Annotated in this window: 20 protein-coding genes and 1 riboswitch; of the genes, 16 read left to right on the forward strand and 4 right to left on the reverse strand. The window is 71.5% G+C overall.

The window, feature by feature from the left end:
• Positions 1-82 precede the first annotated feature (82 nt).
• Positions 83-1,330: an Ig-like domain-containing protein gene (locus tag OG553_RS24385; protein WP_405981027.1), complete on the forward strand. Its 1,248-nt coding sequence runs from the start codon at positions 83-85 to the stop codon at positions 1,328-1,330.
• A gap of 97 nt (positions 1,331-1,427) precedes the next feature.
• Here the strand turns inward: OG553_RS24385 and OG553_RS24390 are convergent, their stop codons facing one another.
• Positions 1,428-1,829 carry a hypothetical protein gene (locus OG553_RS24390; protein WP_125818806.1) on the reverse strand — a complete coding sequence of 134 codons (402 nt, stop codon included), beginning with the start codon at positions 1,827-1,829 and terminating at the stop codon, positions 1,428-1,430.
• Positions 1,830-2,015: 186 nt separating this feature from the next.
• On the opposite strand from OG553_RS24390, the gene OG553_RS24395 reads away from it, so the two are divergent.
• The 6 genes from OG553_RS24395 (at position 2,016) to OG553_RS24420 (ending at position 9,266) form a co-directional block, all read left to right on the forward strand.
• Entirely contained in the window at positions 2,016-2,636 is a 621-nt protein-coding gene (locus tag OG553_RS24395; RefSeq protein ID WP_007263684.1) for a heme-copper oxidase subunit III, read from the forward strand.
• 76 nt (positions 2,637-2,712) lie between these two features.
• Entirely contained in the window at positions 2,713-3,522 is an 810-nt protein-coding gene (locus OG553_RS24400) for a c-type cytochrome (protein WP_405981028.1), read from the forward strand.
• Positions 3,519-4,577, forward strand: a complete 1,059-nt coding sequence (locus OG553_RS24405; RefSeq protein ID WP_405981029.1) for a Rieske 2Fe-2S domain-containing protein — start codon at positions 3,519-3,521, stop codon at positions 4,575-4,577. Before OG553_RS24400 ends, OG553_RS24405 begins: the two co-directional genes overlap by 4 nt.
• Entirely contained in the window at positions 4,574-6,211 is a 1,638-nt protein-coding gene (locus OG553_RS24410) for a cytochrome bc complex cytochrome b subunit (protein ID WP_405981030.1), read from the forward strand. The genes OG553_RS24405 and OG553_RS24410 overlap by 4 nt, the downstream gene beginning before the upstream one ends.
• Before the next feature lie 165 nt (positions 6,212-6,376).
• Positions 6,377-7,441, forward strand: a complete 1,065-nt coding sequence (trpD, locus tag OG553_RS24415; RefSeq protein ID WP_405981031.1) for an anthranilate phosphoribosyltransferase — start codon at positions 6,377-6,379, stop codon at positions 7,439-7,441.
• Between the two features lie 89 nt (positions 7,442-7,530).
• A riboswitch (SAM riboswitch) is annotated at positions 7,531-7,647 on the forward strand.
• A 227-nt stretch (positions 7,648-7,874) separates the two neighbouring features.
• The gene (locus tag OG553_RS24420) at positions 7,875-9,266 is read left to right on the forward strand and encodes an aminotransferase class V-fold PLP-dependent enzyme (protein WP_405981032.1); all 1,392 of its coding nucleotides are present in this window, start codon (positions 7,875-7,877) and stop codon (positions 9,264-9,266) included.
• A gap of 67 nt (positions 9,267-9,333) precedes the next feature.
• On the opposite strand, the gene OG553_RS24425 is transcribed toward OG553_RS24420, so the two are convergent.
• Both OG553_RS24425 and OG553_RS24430 read right to left on the reverse strand, forming a co-directional pair.
• Complete coding sequence (locus tag OG553_RS24425) at positions 9,334-9,615, reverse strand: Lrp/AsnC family transcriptional regulator (RefSeq protein ID WP_007263678.1); 282 nt, start codon at positions 9,613-9,615, stop codon at positions 9,334-9,336.
• The gene (locus OG553_RS24430; RefSeq protein WP_405981033.1) at positions 9,612-10,346 is read right to left on the reverse strand and encodes a rhomboid family intramembrane serine protease; all 735 of its coding nucleotides are present in this window, start codon (positions 10,344-10,346) and stop codon (positions 9,612-9,614) included. The genes OG553_RS24425 and OG553_RS24430 overlap by 4 nt, the downstream gene beginning before the upstream one ends.
• A gap of 113 nt (positions 10,347-10,459) precedes the next feature.
• On the opposite strand from OG553_RS24430, the gene OG553_RS24435 reads away from it, so the two are divergent.
• The 7 genes from OG553_RS24435 (at position 10,460) to OG553_RS24465 (ending at position 19,171) form a co-directional block, all read left to right on the forward strand.
• Positions 10,460-10,699 (forward strand): hypothetical protein, encoded by a 240-nt coding sequence (locus OG553_RS24435; protein ID WP_007263676.1) that lies wholly within the window; start codon positions 10,460-10,462, stop codon positions 10,697-10,699.
• 39 nt (positions 10,700-10,738) lie between these two features.
• Positions 10,739-12,103: an NYN domain-containing protein gene (locus tag OG553_RS24440; protein ID WP_405983122.1), complete on the forward strand. Its 1,365-nt coding sequence runs from the start codon at positions 10,739-10,741 to the stop codon at positions 12,101-12,103.
• A 202-nt stretch (positions 12,104-12,305) separates the two neighbouring features.
• Positions 12,306-13,325 (forward strand): NlpC/P60 family protein, encoded by a 1,020-nt coding sequence (locus OG553_RS24445; RefSeq protein WP_405981034.1) that lies wholly within the window; start codon positions 12,306-12,308, stop codon positions 13,323-13,325.
• Positions 13,326-13,560: 235 nt separating this feature from the next.
• On the forward strand, positions 13,561-14,613 hold the full coding sequence (locus OG553_RS24450) for an NlpC/P60 family protein (RefSeq protein ID WP_405981035.1): 1,053 nt from the start codon (positions 13,561-13,563) through the stop codon (positions 14,611-14,613).
• 25 nt (positions 14,614-14,638) lie between these two features.
• Entirely contained in the window at positions 14,639-15,781 is a 1,143-nt protein-coding gene (locus OG553_RS24455; protein ID WP_405981036.1) for a hypothetical protein, read from the forward strand.
• Positions 15,782-15,802: 21 nt separating this feature from the next.
• Positions 15,803-16,945: a glycosyltransferase family 4 protein gene (locus tag OG553_RS24460; protein ID WP_405981037.1), complete on the forward strand. Its 1,143-nt coding sequence runs from the start codon at positions 15,803-15,805 to the stop codon at positions 16,943-16,945.
• 612 nt (positions 16,946-17,557) lie between these two features.
• Positions 17,558-19,171 (forward strand): GMC oxidoreductase, encoded by a 1,614-nt coding sequence (locus tag OG553_RS24465; protein WP_405981038.1) that lies wholly within the window; start codon positions 17,558-17,560, stop codon positions 19,169-19,171.
• Between the two features lie 33 nt (positions 19,172-19,204).
• On the opposite strand, the gene OG553_RS24470 is transcribed toward OG553_RS24465, so the two are convergent.
• On the reverse strand, positions 19,205-21,001 hold the full coding sequence (locus OG553_RS24470) for an AMP-dependent synthetase/ligase (RefSeq protein ID WP_405981039.1): 1,797 nt from the start codon (positions 20,999-21,001) through the stop codon (positions 19,205-19,207).
• 255 nt (positions 21,002-21,256) lie between these two features.
• On the opposite strand from OG553_RS24470, the gene OG553_RS24475 reads away from it, so the two are divergent.
• Entirely contained in the window at positions 21,257-22,039 is a 783-nt protein-coding gene (locus OG553_RS24475; protein ID WP_405981040.1) for a metallophosphoesterase, read from the forward strand.
• Between the two features lie 113 nt (positions 22,040-22,152).
• A complete protein-coding gene (locus OG553_RS24480; protein WP_405981041.1) occupies positions 22,153-22,596 on the forward strand; it encodes an SRPBCC family protein in 444 nt (147 codons plus the stop codon).
• Positions 22,597-22,602 lie beyond the last annotated feature (6 nt).

The raw sequence follows: 22,602 nt of genomic DNA on the forward strand, positions 1-22,602 counted from the left end.
ACACCTTTTCGGAGGAGTCCGGGCCCCTCGTTTGCAGTCACCCCGCGCGCTGGATTTGTCATATCTTCATAGCGTTGGGCCCATGAACCACTCACCGCGTCTTTGGACGGTACTCAGCTGCTCCCTGCTGGTCGCGTCCCTCGGGGCCGGCGCCACCGCATGCGGGTCCGGCGACAACAACCCGCTGTCCGCCCGCCCGTACGACGCGGGCGACCAGGTCGTCTTCAACCAGCCCCCGGGCGGCCGCCCCGCCGACCCGGACAAGCCGCTGGAGGTCACCGCCAAGGGAGCCGAGGCGCGGATCACCGACGTGATGGCCGTCGACACCCACGGACGCCGCCTGGCGGGCGAACTGTCGGCCAAGGGCGACCGCTGGCACAGCACCGTCCCCATGGCCGCGGGAGTGCGCTACACGGTCCTCGTGAGCACCGAGGACCAGCGGGGCGCCCCCGGGCAGCGCACGCTGACTTTCGAGACCACCCCGGCCAAGAAGGTCCTCAAGGTCGAATTCGGTCCCGACGAGGGCAAGTACGGCGTCGGACAGCCCCTCACGGCCGAACTCAACGAGCCCGTCAAGGACAAGGCCGCCCGCGCCATCGTCGAACGGGCCCTGGTCGTCGACGCGCCCGCCGGGGTCGACGGCGCCTGGCACTGGGTGGACGACAAGAACCTGCACTACCGCCCTAAGGACTACTGGCCCGCCCACACCACCGTCTCCGTACGGAGCAACCTGGAGGGCATCAAGGTCTCCGACGAGCTCCACGGAGCCGCGTCCAAGCCGCTGAAGCTGGAGATCGGCGACCGCGTCGAGGTCACCACCGACGCCGCCTCGCACTACCTGACCTTCGAGCGCAACGGCGAAGTGATCAACACCATCCCGGTGACCACCGGCAAGCCCGGCTTCTCCACCCGCAACGGGGTCAAGGTGGTGCTCGGCAAGCAGTACTTCGTCCAGATGCGCGGCGACACCGTCGGCATCGGCGGCAGCGAGTACTACAACTTGCCCGTCTACTACGCCACCCGGGTGACCTGGAGCGGTGAATACGTGCACGCCGCGCCGTGGTCGGTCGGCTCCCAGGGCTACGAGAACGTCAGCCACGGCTGCACCGGCATGAGCACCGGCAACGCCGCCTGGTTCTACGAGAACATCACCGAGGGCGACATCGTCAAGGTGATCAACAGCATCGGCGACGACATGGACACCTTCGGCAACGGCTTCGGCGACTGGAACATGGAGTGGAAGGAGTGGCGCGAGGGCAGCGCCCTCCTCAAGGGCACCCAGGAAGGCCGCAGCCCGGTCGACCAGGCGCGACTGCGCCCCACCGTCTGAGAGCCCCGCAGAAGGCCGTACGGGCCCGCCTCCCGGCCGACAAGCCGGGAAGCGGGCCCGTGGTGCGTCAACGGGCGTCTCAGCCGCCCCAGGGGCCTCAGGCGGCCGACGACAGCCGCGACCGGAGCAGCCCCGCCAGGGTGTCGGGGAAGTCGACGGGGTCCACCGGAAGGGTGACCGCCGCATCCGCCCGGCTCCACGTGGCCAGCCACGCGTCCTGGGGGCGCCCCATCAGCAGCAGCACCGGGGGGCACCGGAAGATCTCGTCCTTGATCTGCCGGCACACGCCCATGCCCCCGGCCGGCACCGCCTCGCCGTCCAGCACGCACAGGTCGATGCCGCCCGCGTCCAGCTCCTTGAGGACCGCTGGAAGCGTGGCGCACTCCAGGAACTCCACCGGCGGCAGGTCCGCGGCGGGCCTGCGCCCGGCGGCCAGCCGCACCTGCTCCCGGGTGCCCGCGTCGTCGCTGTAGACCAGAACCCGCGCAGTCGCCCGCATTTCGTCCTCCACCTGGCCGTGAATCACGCTGATGATGCGCGGGATGCTACTCCGTCCGACCCGGTGTCAACATCGGTTCCGCAAGCCTCGCGACCGGTCTCCTGATGGGCCGTTCGGGCCTTGCACACCCCCCTGACACTCCGAACGGCACCCCCCGGGGTGAGGGCGGGATAAGCGACCGACATAATGTCGGTCGTGGCGACAGCAACGACAGTAGATACCGGGCACGCGCACCCGACGGTCAATCGGCCGAACCTCGTCAGCGTCGGAACCATCATCTGGTTGAGTTCCGAGCTGATGTTCTTCGCGGCCCTCTTCGCGATGTACTTCACCCTGCGATCCGTGACGGGTGCCGAGTACTGGACAGAGCAGGCCGAGGCCTTGAATCTGCCCTTCTCGGCAACGAACACCACGATCCTGGTGCTTTCCTCCCTCACCTGCCAGCTCGGCGTGTTCGCCGCGGAGCGCGGTGACGTGAAGAAGCTCCGGACGTGGTTCATCATCACGTTCGTCATGGGTGCGATCTTCATTGGCGGCCAGGTGTTCGAGTACACCGAGCTGGTCAAGCACGAGGGCATGTCCCTCTCGTCCGGTCCGTACGGCACGGTGTTCTACCTGACCACCGGCTTCCACGGTCTGCACGTGACGGGCGGTCTCATCGCCTTCCTGCTGGTCCTCGGCCGGACGTACGCGGCCAAGAGGTTCACCCACGAACAGGCCACGTCGGCCATCGTCGTGTCCTACTACTGGCACTTCGTCGATGTCGTCTGGATCGGCCTCTTCGCGACGATCTACCTGATCAAGTAGCGATCACGTCGCCGGGTACCGCTCGGCACACCGTCCAGAAACACCGACGCAGAAGATCCTGACACCGGGGTAATCCGTGAAAAAGCTCTCCGCACGACGACGCCATCCGCTGGCGGCGGTCGTCGTTCTACTCTTCGCGCTGGCGGTCACGGGGGGGCTGTACGCCGCCTTCGCGCCCGCGGGCAAGGCGCAGGCCGATGAAACCGCCCAGTCCCTCGCCATCGAGGAGGGCAAGAAGCTCTACGCCGTGGGCTGCGCAAGCTGCCACGGAACCGGCGGTCAGGGTTCCACTGACGGCCCCAGCCTGGTCGGCGTCGGCTCCGCGGCCGTCGACTTCCAGGTGAGCACGGGCCGCATGCCCGCCCAGCAGCCCGGCGCCCAGGTGCCGAAGAAGCCGAACATCTACACCCAGCCCCAGATCGACCAGCTCGCGGCGTACATCGCGTCGCTCGGCGCCGGCCCGATCACGCCGACCGCCAAGCAGTACGACCCGGCTGGTGCCGACATCGCCGCTGGTGGCGAGCTGTTCCGCAACAACTGCGCGCAGTGCCACAACTTCACCGGCGAGGGTGGCGCGCTGACCAACGGCAAGTACGCCCCCAACCTTGAGGACGTCTCGCCGAAGCACATCTACGAGGCCATGCTCACCGGCCCGCAGAACATGCCCTCCTTCCCGGACAGCACCATGCCGGAGAAGCAGAAGAAGGACATCATCGCGTACCTCGAGAACGTCAACGGCGAGAAGTCCACCAGCCCCGGTGGCCTCAAGCTCGGCGGCCTCGGTCCCGTCTCCGAGGGTCTGTTCGGCTGGATCTTCGGTCTGGGTGCGCTGATCGCTGTTGCCGTCTGGGTCGCGGCCCACACCGCTAAGGCCAAGAAGTCATGAGTAGCCAAGACATTCCCGAAGACAAGCACCTGCCGAGCGAGCAGGGCGACGCGCACCACGGTGCCGTAGCGGTCGCGGACGACCCGTTCGCGGACCCCGGCCTCCCGGTCCACAAGCCGCGCATCCAGGACATCGACGAGCAGGCCGCCAAGCGGTCCGAGCGCACGGTCGCGATGCTGTTCACGCTGTCGATGCTGGCCACGATCGGCTTCATCGCCTCGTACGTGACCATCCCGGTCGACAAGATCGTTTTCATCTTCCCCGTGGGGAAGGTCAGCGCGCTGAACTTCGCGCTGGGTCTGACGCTCGGCACGGCCCTGTTCTGCATCGGCGCCGGCGCGGTCCACTGGGCCCGCACGCTGATGTCCGACGTCGAGGTCGCCGACGAGCGCCACGAGATCGCCGCCTCCCCGGAGGTCAAGGCGAAGGTCATGCAGGACTTCGCCGACGGTGCGAACGAGTCCGGCATCGGCCGCCGCCCGCTCATCCGCAACACGATGCTCGGCGCGCTGGCCCTGCTGCCGCTCTCCGCCGTCGTGATCATGCGCGACCTGGGCCCGCTGCCCGAGGACAAGCTGCGCAAGACCCTGTGGTCCAAGGGCAAGCTGCTCATCAACCAGAACACGATGGAGCCGCTGCGTCCCGAGGACGTCCTGGTCGGTTCGCTGACCTTCGCCATGCCGGAAGGCCTGGAGGAGGACCAGCACGACTTCCAGGTCCAGATCGCCAAGGCCGCCCTGATGATCGTCCGCATCCAGCCGGAGGACATCAAGGACAAGCAGGAGCTGGAGTGGTCCCACGAGGGGATCGTCGCCTTCTCCAAGATCTGCACCCACGTCGGCTGCCCGATCAGCCTGTACGAGCAGCAGACGCACCACGTGCTCTGCCCGTGCCACCAGTCCACCTTCGACCTCTCCGACGGCGCCCGTGTCATCTTCGGCCCGGCCGGTCACGCGCTTCCGCAGCTGCGGATCGGCGTGAATGACGAAGGCTTCCTCGAGGCGCACGGCGACTTCGAAGAGCCCGTCGGTCCTGCATTCTGGGAGCGCGGATGAGCACCTCCACGAACACCTCGGCCGGCCCGGCGCGCAACGCGTCGCGCGGCGAGCGCGTAGCGGACTGGGCGGACGGCCGCCTGGGCATCTACGGCCTCGCCAAGGCCAACATGCGCAAGATCTTCCCGGACCACTGGTCCTTCATGCTGGGTGAGATCTGCCTCTACAGCTTCATCATCATCATCCTCACGGGTGTGTACCTGACGCTGTTCTTCCACCCGAGCATGAACGAGGTCGTGTACCACGGCTCGTACGTGCCGATGCAGGGCGTCATGATGTCCGAGGCCTTCGCCTCGACCCTGGACATCAGCTTCGACGTCCGCGGTGGCCTGCTGATCCGCCAGATCCACCACTGGGCGGCGCTGATCTTCGTCGCGGCCATGGTCGTGCACATGATGCGCGTCTTCTTCACCGGCGCGTTCCGCAAGCCGCGTGAGGTCAACTGGATCTTCGGCTTCCTGCTGCTGGTCCTCGGCATGTTCACCGGCTTCACCGGTTACTCGCTGCCGGACGACCTGCTCTCGGGCACCGGTGTCCGCTTCATGCAGGGCGCCATCCTCTCCGTCCCGGTCGTCGGCACCTACCTGTCGATGTTCCTCTTCGGCGGGGAGTTCCCGGGCGGCGACTTCGTCGCGCGCTTCTACTCGGTGCACATCCTGCTGCTGCCCGGCATCATGATGGGCCTGCTGGTCGCGCACCTGATCCTGGTGTTCTTCCACAAGCACACCCAGTTCGCCGGCCCCGGCAAGACGAACAACAACGTCGTCGGCATGCCGCTGCTGCCGGTCTACATGGCCAAGGCCGGAGGCTTCTTCTTCCTGGTCTTCGGTGTCATCGCGGCCGTCGCGGCGATCGCCTCGATCAACCCGATCTGGGCGCTCGGCCCGTACCGCCCGGACCACGTGTCCACCGGTGCGCAGCCCGACTGGTACATGGGTATGCCGGAAGGCCTCATCCGAGCCATGCCGGGCTGGGAGATCAACCTGTGGGGCCACACGCTCGTCCTGGGCGTGTTCATCCCGCTGCTGCTCTTCCCGCTGGTCCTCGGCGCCATCGCCGTCTGGCCGTTCATCGAGTCCTGGGTCACCGGCGACAAGCGCGAGCACCACATCCTGGACCGCCCGCGCAACGTCCCGACCCGTACGGCCTTCGGTGTCGCCTGGATCGCGGAGTACATCGTGCTCCTCATCGGCGGCGGCAACGACATGTTCGCCCAGTACTTCCACCTGTCGATCAACTCGATCACGTGGTTCGTCCGGATCGGCTTCTTCGTCGTCCCGGTCCTGGCGTTCATCGTCACCAAGCGGATCTGCCTCGGCCTGCAGCGCCGGGACCACGACAAGGTGCTGCACGGTCGCGAGACCGGCATCATCAAGCGCCTGCCGCACGGTGAGTTCGTCGAGGTCCACGAGCCGCTGTCGCAGGGCAAGCTGCACACGCTCACCGCGCACGAGCAGTACAAGCCCGCCGAGATCGGCCCGACGGTCGACGAGAACGGTGTCGAGCGCAAGGTGACGCGTACCGAGAAGCTGCGTGCGAAGCTCAGCAAGGGCTTCTACGCGGAGAACAACCAGATTCCGAAGCCCACGGTGGAGGAGTACAAGGAGATCCAGGCCGGACACGGCCACCACTGATCTCCGGCTCGACCGCTTGAGGGACCGGCTCCGTCCGGTCCTGGTGTCGCCACGGCGAGAGCCCCGTCCAGTCACTGGACGGGGCTCTTTGCCGTCTCCGGGGCTGGATAGGCTTGAGATCCTTTCCATTGGACGCAGGACCCCGACGAGCAGCAGGAGCTGACCATGAACGTTGCGACCCCGGCAGGCGGCGACAGCGTGGCGGCCCGCGGCTGGCCGGGCATCCTGGAGGCGCTGCTCAGCGGCCGGGACCTCGCCAGCGAGGACACCGCCTGGGCGATGGAGCGGATCATGCGCGGCGAGGCCACGGACGCGCAGATCGCGGGCTTCGCGGTGGCCCTGCGGGCCAAGGGCGAGACCGTGGCCGAGTACACGGGTCTGGTCCGGACGATGTACGCCCACGCTAACGTGATCGAGGTGCCCGGGCGGACCGTGGACATCGTCGGCACGGGCGGCGACGGCGCCAAGACGGTCAACATCTCGACCATGTCCGCCATCGTGGCCGCCGGCGCGGGCGCCAAGGTCGTCAAGCACGGCAACCGGGCGGCGTCCTCCGCCAGCGGCTCCTCCGACGTCCTGGAGAAGCTCGGCGTCAACCTGGCGCTCACCCCGGAGCGGGTGGCGCAGGTGGCCGAGGAGGCCGGCATCACCTTCTGCGCCGCGGTCGTCTTCCACCCGGCCCTGCGCCACGCCGCCTCGGCCCGCCGCGACCTCGGGGTGCGCACCGCGTTCAACGGCCTCGGCCCGCTCACCAACCCCGCCCGGGTCAAGGCGCAGGCGGTCGGCGTGGCCGATCCGCGGCTGGCCCCGATCATGGCCGGGGTGCTCGCCGAACGGAACACCTCCGCCCTGGTCTTCCGCGGTGACGACGGCCTGGACGAGCTGACGACGACCGGCACCTCCCGGGTGTGGTGGGTCCGCGAGGGCGAGGTCACGGAGCACGCCTTCGACCCGCGTGACGTCGGCATCGCGACGGTCGACATCTCCGCCCTGCGAGGCGGCGACCCGTCGTACAACGCGGACGTCGCCCGCCGCCTGCTGGCGGGGGAGACGGGCCCGGTGCGCGACGCGGTGCTGCTGAACTCGGCGAGCGCCCTGGTGGCGCTGGACCCCGGCACGGGCACGCTGGAGGAGCAGCTGGTGGCGGCCATGGCCCGTGCGGCCGAGTCCATCGACTCCGGGGCCGCCCGCGCGGCGCTGGAGCGCTGGGTGGCGGCCAGCAACTCCTGATCCCGAGCGGTCCGTCCGGACACGGCCCCGGTCCACGATGTGGACCGGGGTCTTGCGCGTACGGGATCTTGTGGCAGGATGCTCTCCAAGGTCACGAGTGACAGCGATTAGGCCCCGGCTTGCTGTCCGGCAACCCTCCTTCCGTGGCGGGGTGCCCCGGGTGATGACCAGGCCGTAGGCAGCGAGGTCTACGGCAAGCGCGGATCCCTCGACACCAGGGGTCCTGGTCTCTCGAGGAGCGTTTTCCGTGAGCAAGCGAATGCGATAGGGCGAATCCGCCCCTTCTTCAACCCTCGGATCAGGGTCCCTTCCGCGTACCCCCGATCAGTCCGAGGACTTTCCCGTACCCCCTGACGGCCGCCGTCGCCGCGCCGCCGCACCCGCGTACGGGCACACCGAAGCCATTCAGCCCTGCCTGCCGGGAGATACCGCCATGTCCGCATCCCTGAACGCCGCCGCCGTCACCGCCTGCGACACCGCCGCCGAGGGCCCCGCCTGTGGCGGGCCGCTGCCGGTGCTCGGCCGGGACGTCACCGTCCCCCTCGTCACCGGCGGCGAGGTCACCTACGCGGCCCTGGACTACGCGGCCAGCGCCCCCGCGCTCCAGCGGGTCTGGGACGACGTCGCCGCGTACGCCCCGTACTACGGCAGCGTCCACCGCGGCGCCGGCTACCTCTCGCAGCTGTCCACCGACCTGTTCGAGCAGAGCCGCGTCACCGTGGCCGAGTTCCTCGACTGCCGTCCCTCCGACCAGGTCGTCTTCACCCGGTCCACCACCGACTCCCTCAACCTGCTCGCCGCCGCGCTGCCCGCCGACTGCCGGGTGTTCGTCTTCGAGACCGAGCACCACGCCTCGCTGCTGCCCTGGGGAGACGCCCGCGTCACCTACCTCAACGCCCCCCGCACCCCCGGCGAGGCCGTCGCCACCCTGGAGCGGGCCCTCGCCGACCGCGACCCGTACGGCCCGGCCCTGGTCTGCGTCACCGGCGCCTCCAACGTCACCGGTGAGCTGTGGCCGGTGAAGGAGCTCGCCGCCGCCGCGCACGCCCACGGCGCGCGGATCGTGCTGGACGCCGCCCAGCTGGCCCCCCACCACCCCGTCTCCGTACGGGAGCTGGACGTGGACTGGGTCGCCTTCTCGGGGCACAAGCTGTACGCGCCCTTCGGCTCGGGCGTGCTCGCCGGCCGCGCCGACTGGCTCCAGCAGGCCGAGCCGTACCTCGCCGGGGGCGGGGCCTCCCGCAAGGTGGCCCGCCGCGAGGACGGCGGCGTCGACGTCGAGTGGCACACCACCGCCGCCCGCCACGAGGCCGGCTCCCCGAACGTCATCGGCGTCTACTCGATCGCCTCCGCCTGCCGTGCGCTGCGGGAGGCCGGCTTCGAGAACCTCGTCGCCCGGGAGGAGCACCTGATCGCGAAGGTCCGCGAGGGCCTGGCGGAGGTCCCGGCGGTGCGGGTGCTGTCCCTGTTCGGGGACGACGCCCCGCGCGTCGGCGTCATCTCGTTCGTGGTCGACGGCTGGAACAGCTCGCACTTCGCGGCCGCGCTGTCCGCCGAGTACGGGATCGGGGTGCGGGACGGGCTGTTCTGCGCCCACCCGCTGGTGCGCACCCTGCTGGGCAGCGAGCCGCAGGCCCAGGGCGAGTGCGGGGCGCCGGAGGCGGCGCCGGGGGAGCGGTCGCTGAACGCGATCCGGGTCAGCTTCGGGGCCGGTACCCCGGACGAGCACGTCGAGCGGTTCGTGAGGGCCGTTCGGGAACTGGTCGAGGACGGCGCGAAGTGGCAGTACCGCACGGAAGAGGGCCGCTGCGTGCCGGCGGTGTAGTTCCGCCGGCGTTTGAGGCGCGGGGTCTGGGGGCGGAGCCCTCAGGAGGCCCCGCGCAGCGGTGCGGCTACGCGTCCAGGCCGATGGCGAAGGCTGCTTCGAGGTCGTGCTGGGAGTACGTGCGGAACGCGACGTGCGTGTCGGTGGCCTCGACGCCCGGGATCTTGCTGATGCGGCCCGGGATGATGTCCGCGAGGTTCTCGTGGCGGGCGACGCGGACCAGCGCGATCAGGTCGTACGTACCGGTGACGGAGTAGACCTCGCTGACGCTGTCCAGCTGCGCGATGGACTCGGCGATCTCGGGGATCCGGTCCACGCTGGTCTTGATGAGCACGATCGCGGTGATCACGGTTGGCTGTCTCCCTCGCCGGCAGTCACTGGTCTCCTCACTCTAGTCGTACGGCGATAGCGGGCCCACGCGTAGCAGAAGCCCAGCGAGAAGCCCACCACGTGGGCCAGGTAGGCCACCCCCGGACCGCTCCCCGCGCGCTGCGCCGCCAGCCACTGGAGGCCGAACCAGAACAGCAGCACGATCCACGCCGGGAACCGCAGCGGCAGGAAGAGCAGGAACGGGAACAGGCTGGTCACCCGGGCCCGCGGGAACAGGCACAGGAAGGCCCCCAGCGCCGCCGAGATCGCCCCGGAGGCCCCCACCAGGGTCTGGTCCGAGGAGGCGTTGGCCGCCGCGTAGGCCGCCAGCGCGAGGTATCCCGTACAGACGTAGAAGACGAGGAAGGGCGCCCTGCCCATCCGCTGCTCCGTCATCGTCCCGAAGACGTGGAGGAACAGCATGTTCCCGAGCAGGTGCAGCCAGCTGCCGTGGACGAAGAGCGCCGTCAGCGGGGTCAGCAGCGGGCGTCCGGCCCCGGAGAACAGCTCGTCCGGGACGACGCCCCAGTGCCGGAAGTACGCCGTCCCCGTCTCGATCAGCAGATCGCCCGTCCCGTAGGCCGGGTTCAGGCCAGAGGCGGGCCCGAGGAAGAACACCGCGCAGCACGCGGCGATCAGCGCGTACGTGACCACGGGCCCCCGGGCGGCATCGCACAGGGTCCGCCACTTTACGATCATGCGACAGAGCATGACGCAGGCGGACCCACCTGAGGGTGGTGCCAGGCCGTAGGGTTACGTGCTGCGGTCCGTCGACCGCGGCGTAGGGCTTTAATTGAATCAGCTACGAAGGAGAGAGCGGCCTGATGACGGTTCCCCTGCCGACCGACACCACCCGGTGGCGCTGCACCCTGTGCGGCAACCTCACGCGGTTCGATGTCACCCGTTCGTCGAAGGTCGTGGAGTACGTCCACCTCGATCTCGCCGGGGAGCCCAAGGTCGAGGAGCGCGAGGTGGTCAGTGAGACCATCGAGTCGGTCCGCTGCCGCTGGTGCAACGCGGTGGACCAGATCGAGCTCGTGGACAGGCCGGGCACCGACTCCTGAGGGAGCCGGGCCCACAGTAGATCACGGTAGGGGTGACGGATTGTGGAGCCAGCAAGCGGCGCGAGGCCGGCCGACGCGGCCGGCGACGCCGCGGAGGTCCTCGACCGCCCGCTGCCGGAAGGCGTGCGGCGCCGGGTCGTCGCGATCGTCTCGGAGGCCTTCGGAGGTCTGACGGTCGGGGACCTCCCGGCACAGCTGCGCCAGTACGCCCGGTTCACCCCGACGAGGCGCGCCAAGTTCGCGGGCAACGCCATGGCCGCGGCCGTGGAGACCGACGGGGTGTTCCGCAGCCGGATCGCCGAGAAGCTGCGCGAGGCGCAGCCGGAGCTGGCCGGGGCACTGGAGTCGGGTGCCCCGCCCGCCGCGGCGGACCCGCTGGACGTGGCGGCCGCCGCGTACGTGCTGCGTCCGGCCGGCTGGGTCAAGCTGGTGGCGTCCGCCGGTGAGGAGGCGCAGCGCGCCGACGCCGAGCGGGTCGGCGACGAGACCCGTCGGGAGCTGGAGCGGCTGCGCGAGGAGCTGGCCCACCTGAAGGAGGCCCAGCGCTCGGGGGGCGAGCAGGTGCGGGCCGAGCTGGAGGCCGCCCGGAAGGAAGCGGAATCGCTTCAGCGCAAGCTGCGCAGCGCCCTGAGCGACGTCAAGCGCGGCGAGGCGGCCCTGCGCAAGCTGGGCGGGGAGATCGACGGGATCCGCGGTGAGGCGGCGGCGCAGGTGGCCGCGGCGGAGAGCGAGTCCCGGCGCCTGAAGTCCCGTCTCGCGGAGGTGGAGTCGGCGCTGGAGACCTCGCGCCGGGCCACCCGGGAGGGGCGCAGCATCGAGGACATGCGGCTGCGGCTGCTGCTGGACACCGTGCTGGACGCGGCGGCGGGACTGCGCCGCGAGCTGGCGCTGCCGCCGGTCTCGACGCGGCCGGCCGACACCGTGGACGCGGTGGAGCCGGGCCGGATGACGCCGAAGGACATCGCGGCGCGCGCCCTGTCGGAGACCGATCCGGCGCTGCTGGACCAGCTGCTGGCGCTCCCTCAGGCGCACCTGGTGGTGGACGGCTACAACGTGACGAAGACCGGCTATCCGACGATGCCGCTGGAGAAGCAGCGGCTGCGGCTGCTGGGCGGGCTGTCGATGCTGGCCGCGCAGACGGGCGCCGAGATGACGTGCGTCTTCGACGGCGCGGAGCTGGCGGCGCCGGTGCTGCTCGCGCCGCCGCGCGGGGTGCGGGTGCTGTTCTCCAAGGCGGGTGTGACGGCGGACGAGTTGATCCGCCAGCTGGTGCGGGCCGAGCCGCCCGGCCGTCCGGTGGTGGTGGTCTCCACCGACCGGGAGGTCGCCGACGGGGTGGCGAAGGCGGGCGCCCGGCCGGTGACGTCCGCACTGCTCCTGAAGCGGCTTTCGCGCGTTTCGTGACGCAAGCGGAAGACGTACCGTCAGCCTCTCGGCACGCAGCGTTGGGCCTGTGTGAAGGAAGCGGAAGGGCGTCGGGATTTTTTCTGCAGGGGGTTTGAAGTGATCAAGGACGGGTCGCTAGGGTCCGCTCAAACCTTCGTGCGGTAGCTCACCCGTTCGGGTGCGGGCGAGGGTGATCCCCAGGCAGAAGGAGCCCGCCCCCGTGGCGTCCCACCGTCGACCCAAGCAGCCGGCCCGCACCCGCGTGACCGTGCTCACCGCCACCGCCGCCGCGGCGGTCGCCCTCTCCGCGCACTCCGCCGTGGCCGCCCCCGCCGGACCGGACAAGGACGAGGTCAAGAGCAAGGTCGACGCCCTCTACGAGGAGGCCGAGCAGGCCACCGAGAAGTCCAACGGGGCCCGCGAGCACCAGAGGGAGCTCGAACGGGAGATCGCGCAGCTCCAGGACGCCGTCGCCCGCGACCAGGACGAGCTCAACGGCCTGCGCAACACCCTCGGTTCGCTCGCCACCGCCCAGTACCGCGGCGGCGGCATCGACCCCTCCGTCGCCCTCCTGCTCTCCGGCGACCCCGAGACCTACCTCGACAAGGCCTCCACCCTCCAGCAGCTGAGCGGCCGCCAGCTGGAGGCCGTGGCCAGGATCCGGGCCAAACAGCGGGCCCTCGCCCAGCAGCGCCAGGAAGCCGCCGGCAAGCTCGCCGACCTCGACGCCACCCGCAAGGAGCTCGGCGAGAAGAAGAAGGCCGCCCAGGACAAGCTCGCCGAGGCCCAGGCCCTCCTCAACACGCTGAGCGCGCAGGACCGCAGCCGGCTCAAGGAGGAGGAAGCCGGGCAGAGCGCGGCCGGACAGAAGGCGGCGCCCGCCGTGAAGGCCTCCGGACGCGCCGGAGCCGCGCTGGCGGCCGCGAAGACCAAACTGGGCAGCGCGTACATCATGGGCGCCACCGGCCCCAGCGCCTACGACTGCTCCGGACTGACCCAATGGGCCTACGGACAGGCCGGCGTAGGCATCAGCCGCACCACCTACACCCAGGCGAACGACGGCACCCGCATCGGCCGCAGCCAGCTCCAGCCCGGCGACCTGGTCTTCTTCTACGACGACCTGCACCACGTCGGCCTCTACGCCGGAAACAACATGACCCTGCACGCCTCCAACCCGCGCGGCGGCGTCAAGTACGAGTCGATGGACAACATGCCGTTCCAGTTCGGCGTCCGCATCTGACCCCACGGCCGCCACGCGCCCCACACCGCCCATCCGGGCGAATTGCACGGACCCGCACTGACCCCACGCCCCGCCCATGACCTGCGTCTGAGGCGGGGCACCGGCATGTGGGCCCCCCGACGGCCGTTGGCCGGTGCGTGGCCGCACGGCTACTGTCTGCCAGCGCGGAACCCGGCACACGGCCGTCCACGGAGGGCGGACCCGGGCCACGCGCAGCGGAAGGGAGCGGTACCCCATGGCGTCCCACCGCCGGCCCGGGCCCAGCGGCCTCGACCGGAACACCAAGGTCACCGTCTTCACCGCCGCCGCGGCCGGCGCCGCCGTGGCCATCACGGGCGCACCCGCGCTCGCCTCCCCCGGGCTCCCCCAGGAACCCGCCGGAGGCACCCGCGCCCAGGTCGACCGGCTCTTCGAAGAGGCCGAACAGGCCACCGAGCGGTACAACGAGGCCGGCGAGAAGGCCGACGCCCTGCGCGCCGAGATCAGCCGCGCCCAGGACGCCGTGGCCCGCGGCCAGGACCGCATCAACACCATGCGCGGGGTCCTCGGAACCTTCGCCGGCGCCCAGTACCGCTCCGGCGGCCTGGACCCCACCGTCGAGCTGATGCTCTCCGACGACCCCGCCGCATACCTCGACAAGGCCGCCGTCCTGGGCCGGCTCAGCGGCCGCCGCGCCCAGCAGCTGGGCGAACTCCGCGAGGAGCAGCGGCGGATCGGGCAGCAGCGCCAGGACGCCTCCCGCAAGCTCGCCGAACTGGAGACCCTGCGCACCGAGGTGGCCACCCAGAAGCGGTCCGTCACGGCGAAGCTCGCCGCCGCCCGTCGGCTCCTCAACGACATGCCGTCCGAGGAGCGCGCCGACTTCGAGCGCGCCTCCCGCTCCGGCGGCCGGGGCCACGCCGACGTCCTGCCCGACCTGCCCTCCGGCGGCGGCCGCGCCTCGGGCCGCGCCATGGCCGCCGTGATGGCAGCCCGGGCAGCCGTCGGGAAGCCCTACGTGTGGGGCTCCACCGGCCCCTCCGGCTTCGACTGCTCCGGGCTGATGGTGTGGTCCTACCGCCAGGCCGGGGTGTCCCTGCCGCGCACCTCGCAGGCCCAGCGGTACGCGGGCCGGCGGGTCCCGCTGTCGCAGGCGCAGCCCGGGGACCTGGTGACGTACCGCTCCGACGCCAGCCACGTCGGCATGTACGTCGGCAACGGCCAGGTGGTGCACGCCCCGTACCCGGGCGCGCGGGTGCGGTACGACCCCGTCGGGATGATGCCGGTGTCCTCCGTGACCCGGCCCTGAGCCGGGCCGTGCGTACGATCGGCGGATGACCCCGGTCCGCCGCCGCACCGCCGTACGCCTCCTCGCGCTCGCGCTGTGCCCGCTCCCGGCGCTGGCCGGCTGCACCGACCCGGCGCCCTCCGCCCCCTCGGCCCCCTCGGCCCCCGACGACGCGGCCGTACGGCGGGCCGTGGCCGACTGGTCGGCGGCCCCGCCCGCGCGGCTCGCCGGGATCCCGTTGGAGGACTGGTCGTACCGGGTCGCCTCGGTCCGGCAGGACGGCGTACGGGCCTCCGTGCGCGCGGAGCTGCGCTACCGGCTCGCCGGCCACGACGCGGCCCCGGCCTCCTCGGCCCGCGAGGTGGAGCTGACCCGGACCGGCACCGGCTGGCGGGTCACCGCCGACCGGCCCGCCCCCGGGGCGCCTGCGCAGCTGTGGGACCAGGGCGATCCGGCCGTCGTACGCGGAGCGCACAGCCTGGTCCTCGGGGTCGGCCGCAGCCCGCGGGAGCTGGCGGACCTCGCGGCCGCGGCCGACCGGGCGGTACCGGCGGTCAGCGCGGCCTGGCCGGGGCCGTGGGCGGGGCGGGTGGTGGTCCTGGCCCCCGCGACGCTGGACGCGATGGCCGCGCTGCTGGGACGGCCGGCCGACACCTACCGGGGCCTGGGGGCCGTCACCACCGGCAGCACCGGGGGCGGGCCGGCCCCGGCCGACCGGGTCGTCGTCAACCCGGAGGGCTACGCGGGCCTTTCGGAGGCCGGGCGGCGGATCGTCCTCACCCACGAGGTCACGCACGTCGCGACCCGCGCCGCCACCTCGGCACGGACCCCGCAGTGGCTGTCCGAGGGCTTCGCGGACTGGGCGGCGTACCGGGGGACCCCCACCACCCCGGGGGAGGGCGCCCCCGAGCTCGCGCGCGCCGTGCGGCGCGGAGAGCTGCCGGGCGCGCTCCCGGCCGATGACGCGTTCGCCTTCGGCGGGGACCCGGCGGCGGCGGCCCGCGCGTACGAGGGCGCCTGGCTGGCCTGCCGGCTCGTCGCCGCCCGCTGGGGGGAGGCTGCGCTGGTCCGGCTGTACGAACTGGCCGGCCGCGAACCGCTGCCGGTGGCGCTGGAACGGGCACTGGGGACGGACGCCGCCGGGCTGACGGAGGCCTGGCGGGAGACGCTGCGGCAGGAGCTGCGGTAGCGGTCCGGTACGTTGGCGGGGATGCACAAGACGCTGATCGTGACGAACGACTTCCCGCCGCGCCCGGGCGGCATCCAGGCCTTCCTGCACAACATGGCGCTGCGGCTGGACCCCGAGCGGGTCGTCGTCTACGCGTCCACGTGGAAGCACGGTGCGGAGGGCCGCGAGGCCACCGCCGCCTTCGACGCGGAGCAGCCGTTCAAGGTGGTGCGCGACCGTACCACCATGCTGCTGCCGACGCCCCGGGTGACCCGACGGGCGGTGTCCCTGCTGCGCGAACACGGCTGCGAGTCGGTGTGGTTCGGCGCCGCGGCCCCCCTCGGGCTGATGGGCCCGGCGCTGCGGAGGGCGGGCGCGCGGCGGATCGTCGCCACCACGCACGGGCACGAGGCCGGCTGGGCGCAGCTGCCGGCCGCGCGGCAGCTGCTGCGGCGGATCGGCGAGGGCACCGACACCCTGACCTACCTGGGGGAGTACACGCGCTCGCGGATCGCCTCGGCGGTGACGGACCGGGCGGCGGCGCGGATGGTCCAGCTGCCGCCGGGGGTGGACGAGAAGACCTTCCACCCCGGCTCGGGCGGCGCGGAGGTCCGGGCCCGGCTGGGCCTGACCGACCGGCCGGTGGTGGTGTGCGTCTCCCGGCTGGTCCCGCGCAAGGGGCAGGACACCCTGATCGAGGCGATGCCGCGGATCCGGGCGGCGGTGCCGGGCGCGGTGCTGCTGATCGTCGGCGGCGGCCCGTACGAGGCGGACCTGCGGGCGCTGGCCGCCGCGAAGGGGGTCGCGGACTCGGTGGTCTTCACGGGAGCCGTCCCCTGGTCGGAGCTCCCGGCCCACTACGGGGCGGGGGACGTCTTCGCGATGCCGTGCCGGACCCGGCGGGGCGGGCTGGACGTGGAGGGGCTCGGGATCGTCTACCTGGAGGCCTCGGCGACCGGCCTCCCGGTGGTCGCGGGCGACTCGGGCGGGGCGCCGGACGCGGTGCTGGACGGGGAGACCGGCTGGGTGGTCCGGGGCGGAGACCCCGACGACGCGGCGGACCGCGTCATCACCCTGCTCCGGGACCCGGAACTGCGCGCGCGCATGGGCGAGGCGGGGCGGGCGTGGGTCGAACGCCAGTGGCGCTGGGACCACCTGGCCGAAGGCCTCCGCGCGCTGCTTTGATTCTTGACGCGCCGCTCGCACCGCTCGGCCCTGGCGGGCCTCCCCGGCTTCGCGCCGCTGCGACAGCCTCCGGCCGTCCGCCCCCGGGCGGGGTCGGTTCGGGTGGCTGGGGCCGGTGGGTCGGGTGCGGGTGGGTGGGCCGCTGCGCGGGGCTGGGTCCCCTACCCGCCCTTCCACCGTTCCCAGGGGCGCTGCCCCTGACCCCGGTACCGGGCGCTGCGCGCCCGGCGCCTCAAACGCCGGCGGGGCTATTTATAGCCTCGCCGGCGTTTGAGGCGCGGGGGTGCGGGGGCGGAGCCCCCGCAAGGGGTCCGGGCGCAGCCCGGGGAACGGGCGAAGGGCGGGGCGGGGAGCAGCCCGCGCAGCGGCCCACCCACCCGCACCCGCACCCGACCCACCGGCCCGGCCACGCGCACCGGCACGGCGGCCCGGCCGTCAAAAGGGAACAGCAGGCGGCATTTCCGGTCCGGGAAGGACAATCCCGGGCGGAATCGCGCAGATCGGCGGGCGTGCGCCGGAGCGCGGATACGGTCCACACATGTCTGACTGTTACTCACATGCGTGGCAGTGCGAGTTATGGCCGGTTGGGCGGAATCCGCTCATGATGCGGCCATGACACCCAACCTGACGCGCCGTCAACTCGGCCTCAACGCCCTCCGCGCCGCCGCAGCCCTCGGCATCACCCGCATCGGCCTCGGCGCCGCCGCCGCGGCGCCGGCCGAACCCGCCGCCGCCCAGTACGCGCCCGCCGTCGTCGTCGGCTCCGGCTACGGGTCCGCCGTCGCCGCGCTGCGCCTCGGACAGGCCGGCGTCCGGACCGTCGTCCTGGAGATGGGGCGGCTGTGGGACACCCCCGGCCCCGACGGCAAGGTCTTCCCCTCCACCTCCGCGCCCGACCAGCGCTCCATGTGGTTCCGCAACCGCACCGAGGCCCCGCTCGCCCAGTTCCTCTGGCTCGACGTGGTCAACCGCGACATCAGCCCCTACCCCGGGGTCCTGGACCGGGTGAACCACGGGGACATGTCCGTCTACGTCGGCCGCGGCGTCGGCGGCGGCTCGCTCGTCAACGGCGGCATGGCCCCGACCCCCAGGCGCTCCTACTTCACCGAGGTGTTCCCCGGCGTGGACGCCGAGGAGATGTACGGCACCTACTACCCCCGCGCCCGCGCCATGCTCGGCGTCAACGAGATCGACCCCGCCTGGTTCGAGTCCACCGAGTGGTACCGCTTCGCCCGGACCTCCAGAAAACACGCCCAGAACACAGGGCTGAGAACCACCTTCGTGCCCAACGTCTACGACTTCGAGTACATGAAGCGCGAGGCCGCCGGCACCGCCACCCGCTCCGCCCTCGCAGGCGAGGTCATCTACGGCAACAACCACGGCAAGAAGAGCGTCGACAAGACCTACCTCGCCGCCGCCCTCGGCACCGGCAACGTCACCATCGAGACCATGCAGCGCGTGGTCGCCGTACGCCAGGACCCGGCCGGGGGCTACGTCCTGACCGTCCACACCAGCGACCTCGCCGGCCGCGTCACCCAGGTCCGCGAACTCGGCTGCCAGCGGCTCTTCCTGGGCGCCGGCAGCCTCGGCACCACCGAGATCCTGCTGCGCGCCCGCGAGACCGGAGCGCTGCCCGCGCTCAGCGAGAAGGTCGGGCTCGGCTGGGGCCCCAACGGCAACGTCATGACCGCCCGCGCCAACCACCTGTGGGACACGGTGGGCTGCAACCAGGCCACCATGCCCGCCCTCGGCATCGACGACTGGGACAACGCGGCCAACCCGGTCTTCGCGGAGATCGCCCCGCTCCCCATGGGCATCGAGCACTGGATCTCGATGTACCTGGCCATCACCAAGAACCCGGAGCGCGGCCGCTTCACCTACGACGCCGCGACCGACTCGGCGCGGCTGAACTGGACCCGGGACCAGAACGCCCCGGCGGTCGCCGCGGCCAAGAACCTCTTCGACCGGATCAACCGCCGCAACGTCACCATCTACCGCTACGACCTGTTCGGCGAGAACAAGGCCTTCGCCGACAACTTCACCTACCACCCGCTGGGCGGCTGCGTCCTCGGCGAGGCCACCGACGGCTACGGGCGGGTCAAGGGCTACCGGGGGCTGTACGTGCTCGACGGGTCGCTCGTACCCGGCTCGCTCGGCGTGAACCCGTTCGTGACGATCACGGCCCTCGCCGAGCGGAACATGGAACGGATCCTCGCGCAGCCCTGAGCCATGAGCCCTGAGCCCCGGCGGCCCGACCGCCTAGCCGCGGTACAGGGCGTCGATCTCGTCCGCGAAGTCCTTCGCCACCACGTTGCGCTTCAGCTTCAGCGACGGCGTGATGTGGCCGGACTCCTCCGTGAACTGGGAGCCCAGGATGCGGAACTTCCGCACCGATTCCGCCTTGGACACCGCCGCGTTGCCGTCGTCGACGGCCTTCTGGACGGCGGCGATCAGCTCCGCGTCCTCGCGCAGCTCCGCCGCCGTCACCCCGGCCGGCTTGCCGTTCTCCGCGGCCCACCGGCCGAGGAACTCCTCGTCGATGGTGACCAGCGCTGCCACGAACGGCCGCCCGTCGCCGACCACCATGCACTCCGCGACCAGCGCGTGCGCCCGGATCCGGTCCTCGATCACCGCGGGGGCGACGTTCTTGCCGCCCGCCGTGACGATGAGCTCCTTCTTGCGGCCGGTGATCCTGAGGTAGCCGTCCTCGTCGAGGGTGCCGACGTCGCCGGTGTGGAACCAGCCGTCCGTCATCGCCTCGGCGGTGGCCGCCTCGTTCTTCCAGTACTCCTTGAAGACGTGCTCGCCGTGCACCAGCACCTCGCCGTCGTCGGCGATGCGCAGCACGGAACCGGGCAGCGGCTGGCCGACCGTGCCGATCTTCTGCTTGTCCCACGGCAGGAAGGCGGTGGCCGCGCAGGTCTCCGTCAGGCCGTAGCCCTCCAGGACCGTGAAGCCGATGCCGCGGAAGAAGTGGCCGAGGCGCTCGCCGAGCGGGGCGCCGCCGGAGATCGCGTACTCGCCGCGCCCGCCGAGGACTGCGTGCAGCTTGGAGTAGACGAGCTTGGAGAACAGCTTGTGCTTCAGCTTCAGGCCGAAGGACGGGCCCGAGGGGGTGTCCAGCGCCCGGCTGTACGCGATCGCCGTGTCGGCGGCCGCGTCGAAGATCTTGCCCTTGCCGTCGGCCTGGGCCTTGGCCCGCGCCGAGTTGTAGACCTTCTCGAAGACGCGCGGCACGCCGAGGATCAGCGTGGGGCGGAAGGACTGCAGCTCGTCGGTGAGGTTCTTGATGTCCGGTACGCAGCCCAGCCGGATCGGCGCCAGCACCGCCGCCACCTCCACCAGGCGGCCGAAGACGTGCGCGGCCGGGAGGAACAGCAGCACGGAGCACTCGCCGGTGCGGAAGAGCGGCTTCAGCCGCTCCACCACGTTGCCGCACTCGGCGAAGAAGTTGCGGTGGGTCAGCACGCAGCCCTTGGGGCGGCCGGTGGTGCCCGAGGTGTAGACGATCGTGGCCGGGTCGTCGGCGACCGCGAGGGCGCTGCGGGCGTCCACCTCGGCGTCGGTGACGTCCGTGCCCGCGGCCTTCAGGACGCCCTGGGCGTCCTTCTCGATCTCCCAGACCTCGCGCAGCTCCGGCAGCCGGTCGCGCAGGGAGGCCACGCCGGCGCTGTGCCCGGGGCTCTCCACGATGGCCGCGACGGCCCCGGAGTCGCCGAGGATCCACTGGATCTGCTCGGGGGAGCTGGTCTCGTACACGGGGACGGTGACGCCGCCCGCGGTCCAGATCGCGAAGTCGAACAGCACCCACTCGTAGCGGGTGCGGGAGATCAGGGCGACCCGGTCGCCGGGCTCGATGCCGGACGCGATCAGGCCCTTGGCGGCGGCCCGCACCTCGGCGAGGAACTCCGTCGCGGTCACGTCCTGCCAGCGGCCGTCGACCTTGCGGCTGATGACGGCGGTGTCTGGGTGCTGGGCGGCGTTGCGGCGGATGAGATCCGTCAGGTTCCCGTCCGACGGGACCTCGTACAGGGCCGGAAGGCTGAACTCGCGCAAGACTGCTGCTCCTCTGGGCGCCATCGCCACCGTGTGGACCGACCGGACGTTACCCACCGGTAGTGGGTTCCCGATAGAGGGAACCGGCCAGATGTTCCATGCGTCACATCCTGTACACCCGCGATGCGCCGCAAGACCCGCCAATACGCTGCCGACAGTAGTCGACCGTGTTCGCGACTCGGAAGTAACCGCAGGTCCGGCCGCCTACGACCCTCCCTCTACCCGCCCCCGCCCGGGCCCCCCTAGGGTGGGCGCATGGGTGGCAGGAAGACGCGTACCAGGGTCCACGTCGTCAGCGACGTCCACGGCAACACCGAAGCGCTCGCACGCGCCGGAGACGGCGCCGACGCACTCGTCTGCCTCGGCGACCTGGTGCTCTTCCTCGACTACGCCGACCACTCCCGCGGCATCTTCCCCGACCTCTTCGGCGTCGAGAACGCCCACCGCATCGTCGAACTGCGCACCGCGCGCCGCTTCGCGGAAGCGCGCGAATTCGGCCGCCGGCTGTGGGACGGACTCGACCGGGAACGCATGATCGAGGAAGCCGTGCGCCGCCAGTACGCGCAGATGTTCGCGGCCTTCCCCAGCCCGACGTACGCCACCTACGGCAACGTCGACATGCCCGGCCTGTGGAACGAGTACGCCGGACCCGGCACCACCGTCCTCGACGGCCAGCGCGTCGAGATCGCCGGCCGCGTCTTCGGCTTCGTCGGCGGCGGACTGCCCTCACCCATGCGCACCCCCTACGAGGTGGACCCCGAGGAGTACGCCGCCAAGGTCGAGGCCCTCGGCGAGGTCGACGTGCTCTGCTCGCACATCCCGCCCGAGGTCCCCGAACTCTGCTACGACACCATCGCCCGCCGCTTCGAACGCGGCAGCGAAGCCCTGCTGGCCGCGATCCGCCGCACCCGCCCCCGGTACGCCCTCTTCGGCCACGTCCACCAGCCGCTCGCCCGCCGGGCCCGGATCGGCGCCACCGAATGCGTGAACGTCGGCCACTTCGCCGCCACCGGCAAGCCGTGGGCCCTGGAGTGGTGACCTCCCTGGAGTGGTGACCTCCCTGGAGTGGTGACCTCCACACGCACGGTAGCCTGCACGCGGCGGCCTCAGGCCGCACACTTCCTCGAATCTCCCCCGGAGGAGCCACCGCGATGGCGGAACACACCAGCTCAAGCATCACCATCGACGCTTCCCCGGCCGACGTGATGGCCGTGATCGCCGACTTCGCCCGATACCCGGACTGGACCGGCGAGGTGAAGGAGGCCGAGGTACTGGCCACCGACGCCGAAGGCCGCGCCGAGAAGGTCCGCCTCCTCCTGGACGCCGGCGCCATCAAGGACGACCACACCCTCGCCTACACCTGGAAGGGCGCCGACGAGGTCAGCTGGACCCTCGACAAGTCCCAGATGCTCCGGCAGCTGGACGGCTCCTACCGGCTCGTCCCCCTCGACGGCGGCCGCACCGAGGTCACCTACCAGCTCACCGTGGACGTCAAGATCCCCATGCTCGGCATGATCAAGCGCAAGGCCGAGAAGGTCATCATCGACCGCGCCCTCGCCGGCCTGAAGAAGCGCGTCGAGACCCCCCGCCCCTGAGCCGTC

It is taken from the genome of Streptomyces sp. NBC_00158, assembly GCF_045160885.1.
GTDB lineage: Bacteria > Actinomycetota > Actinomycetes > Streptomycetales > Streptomycetaceae > Streptomyces.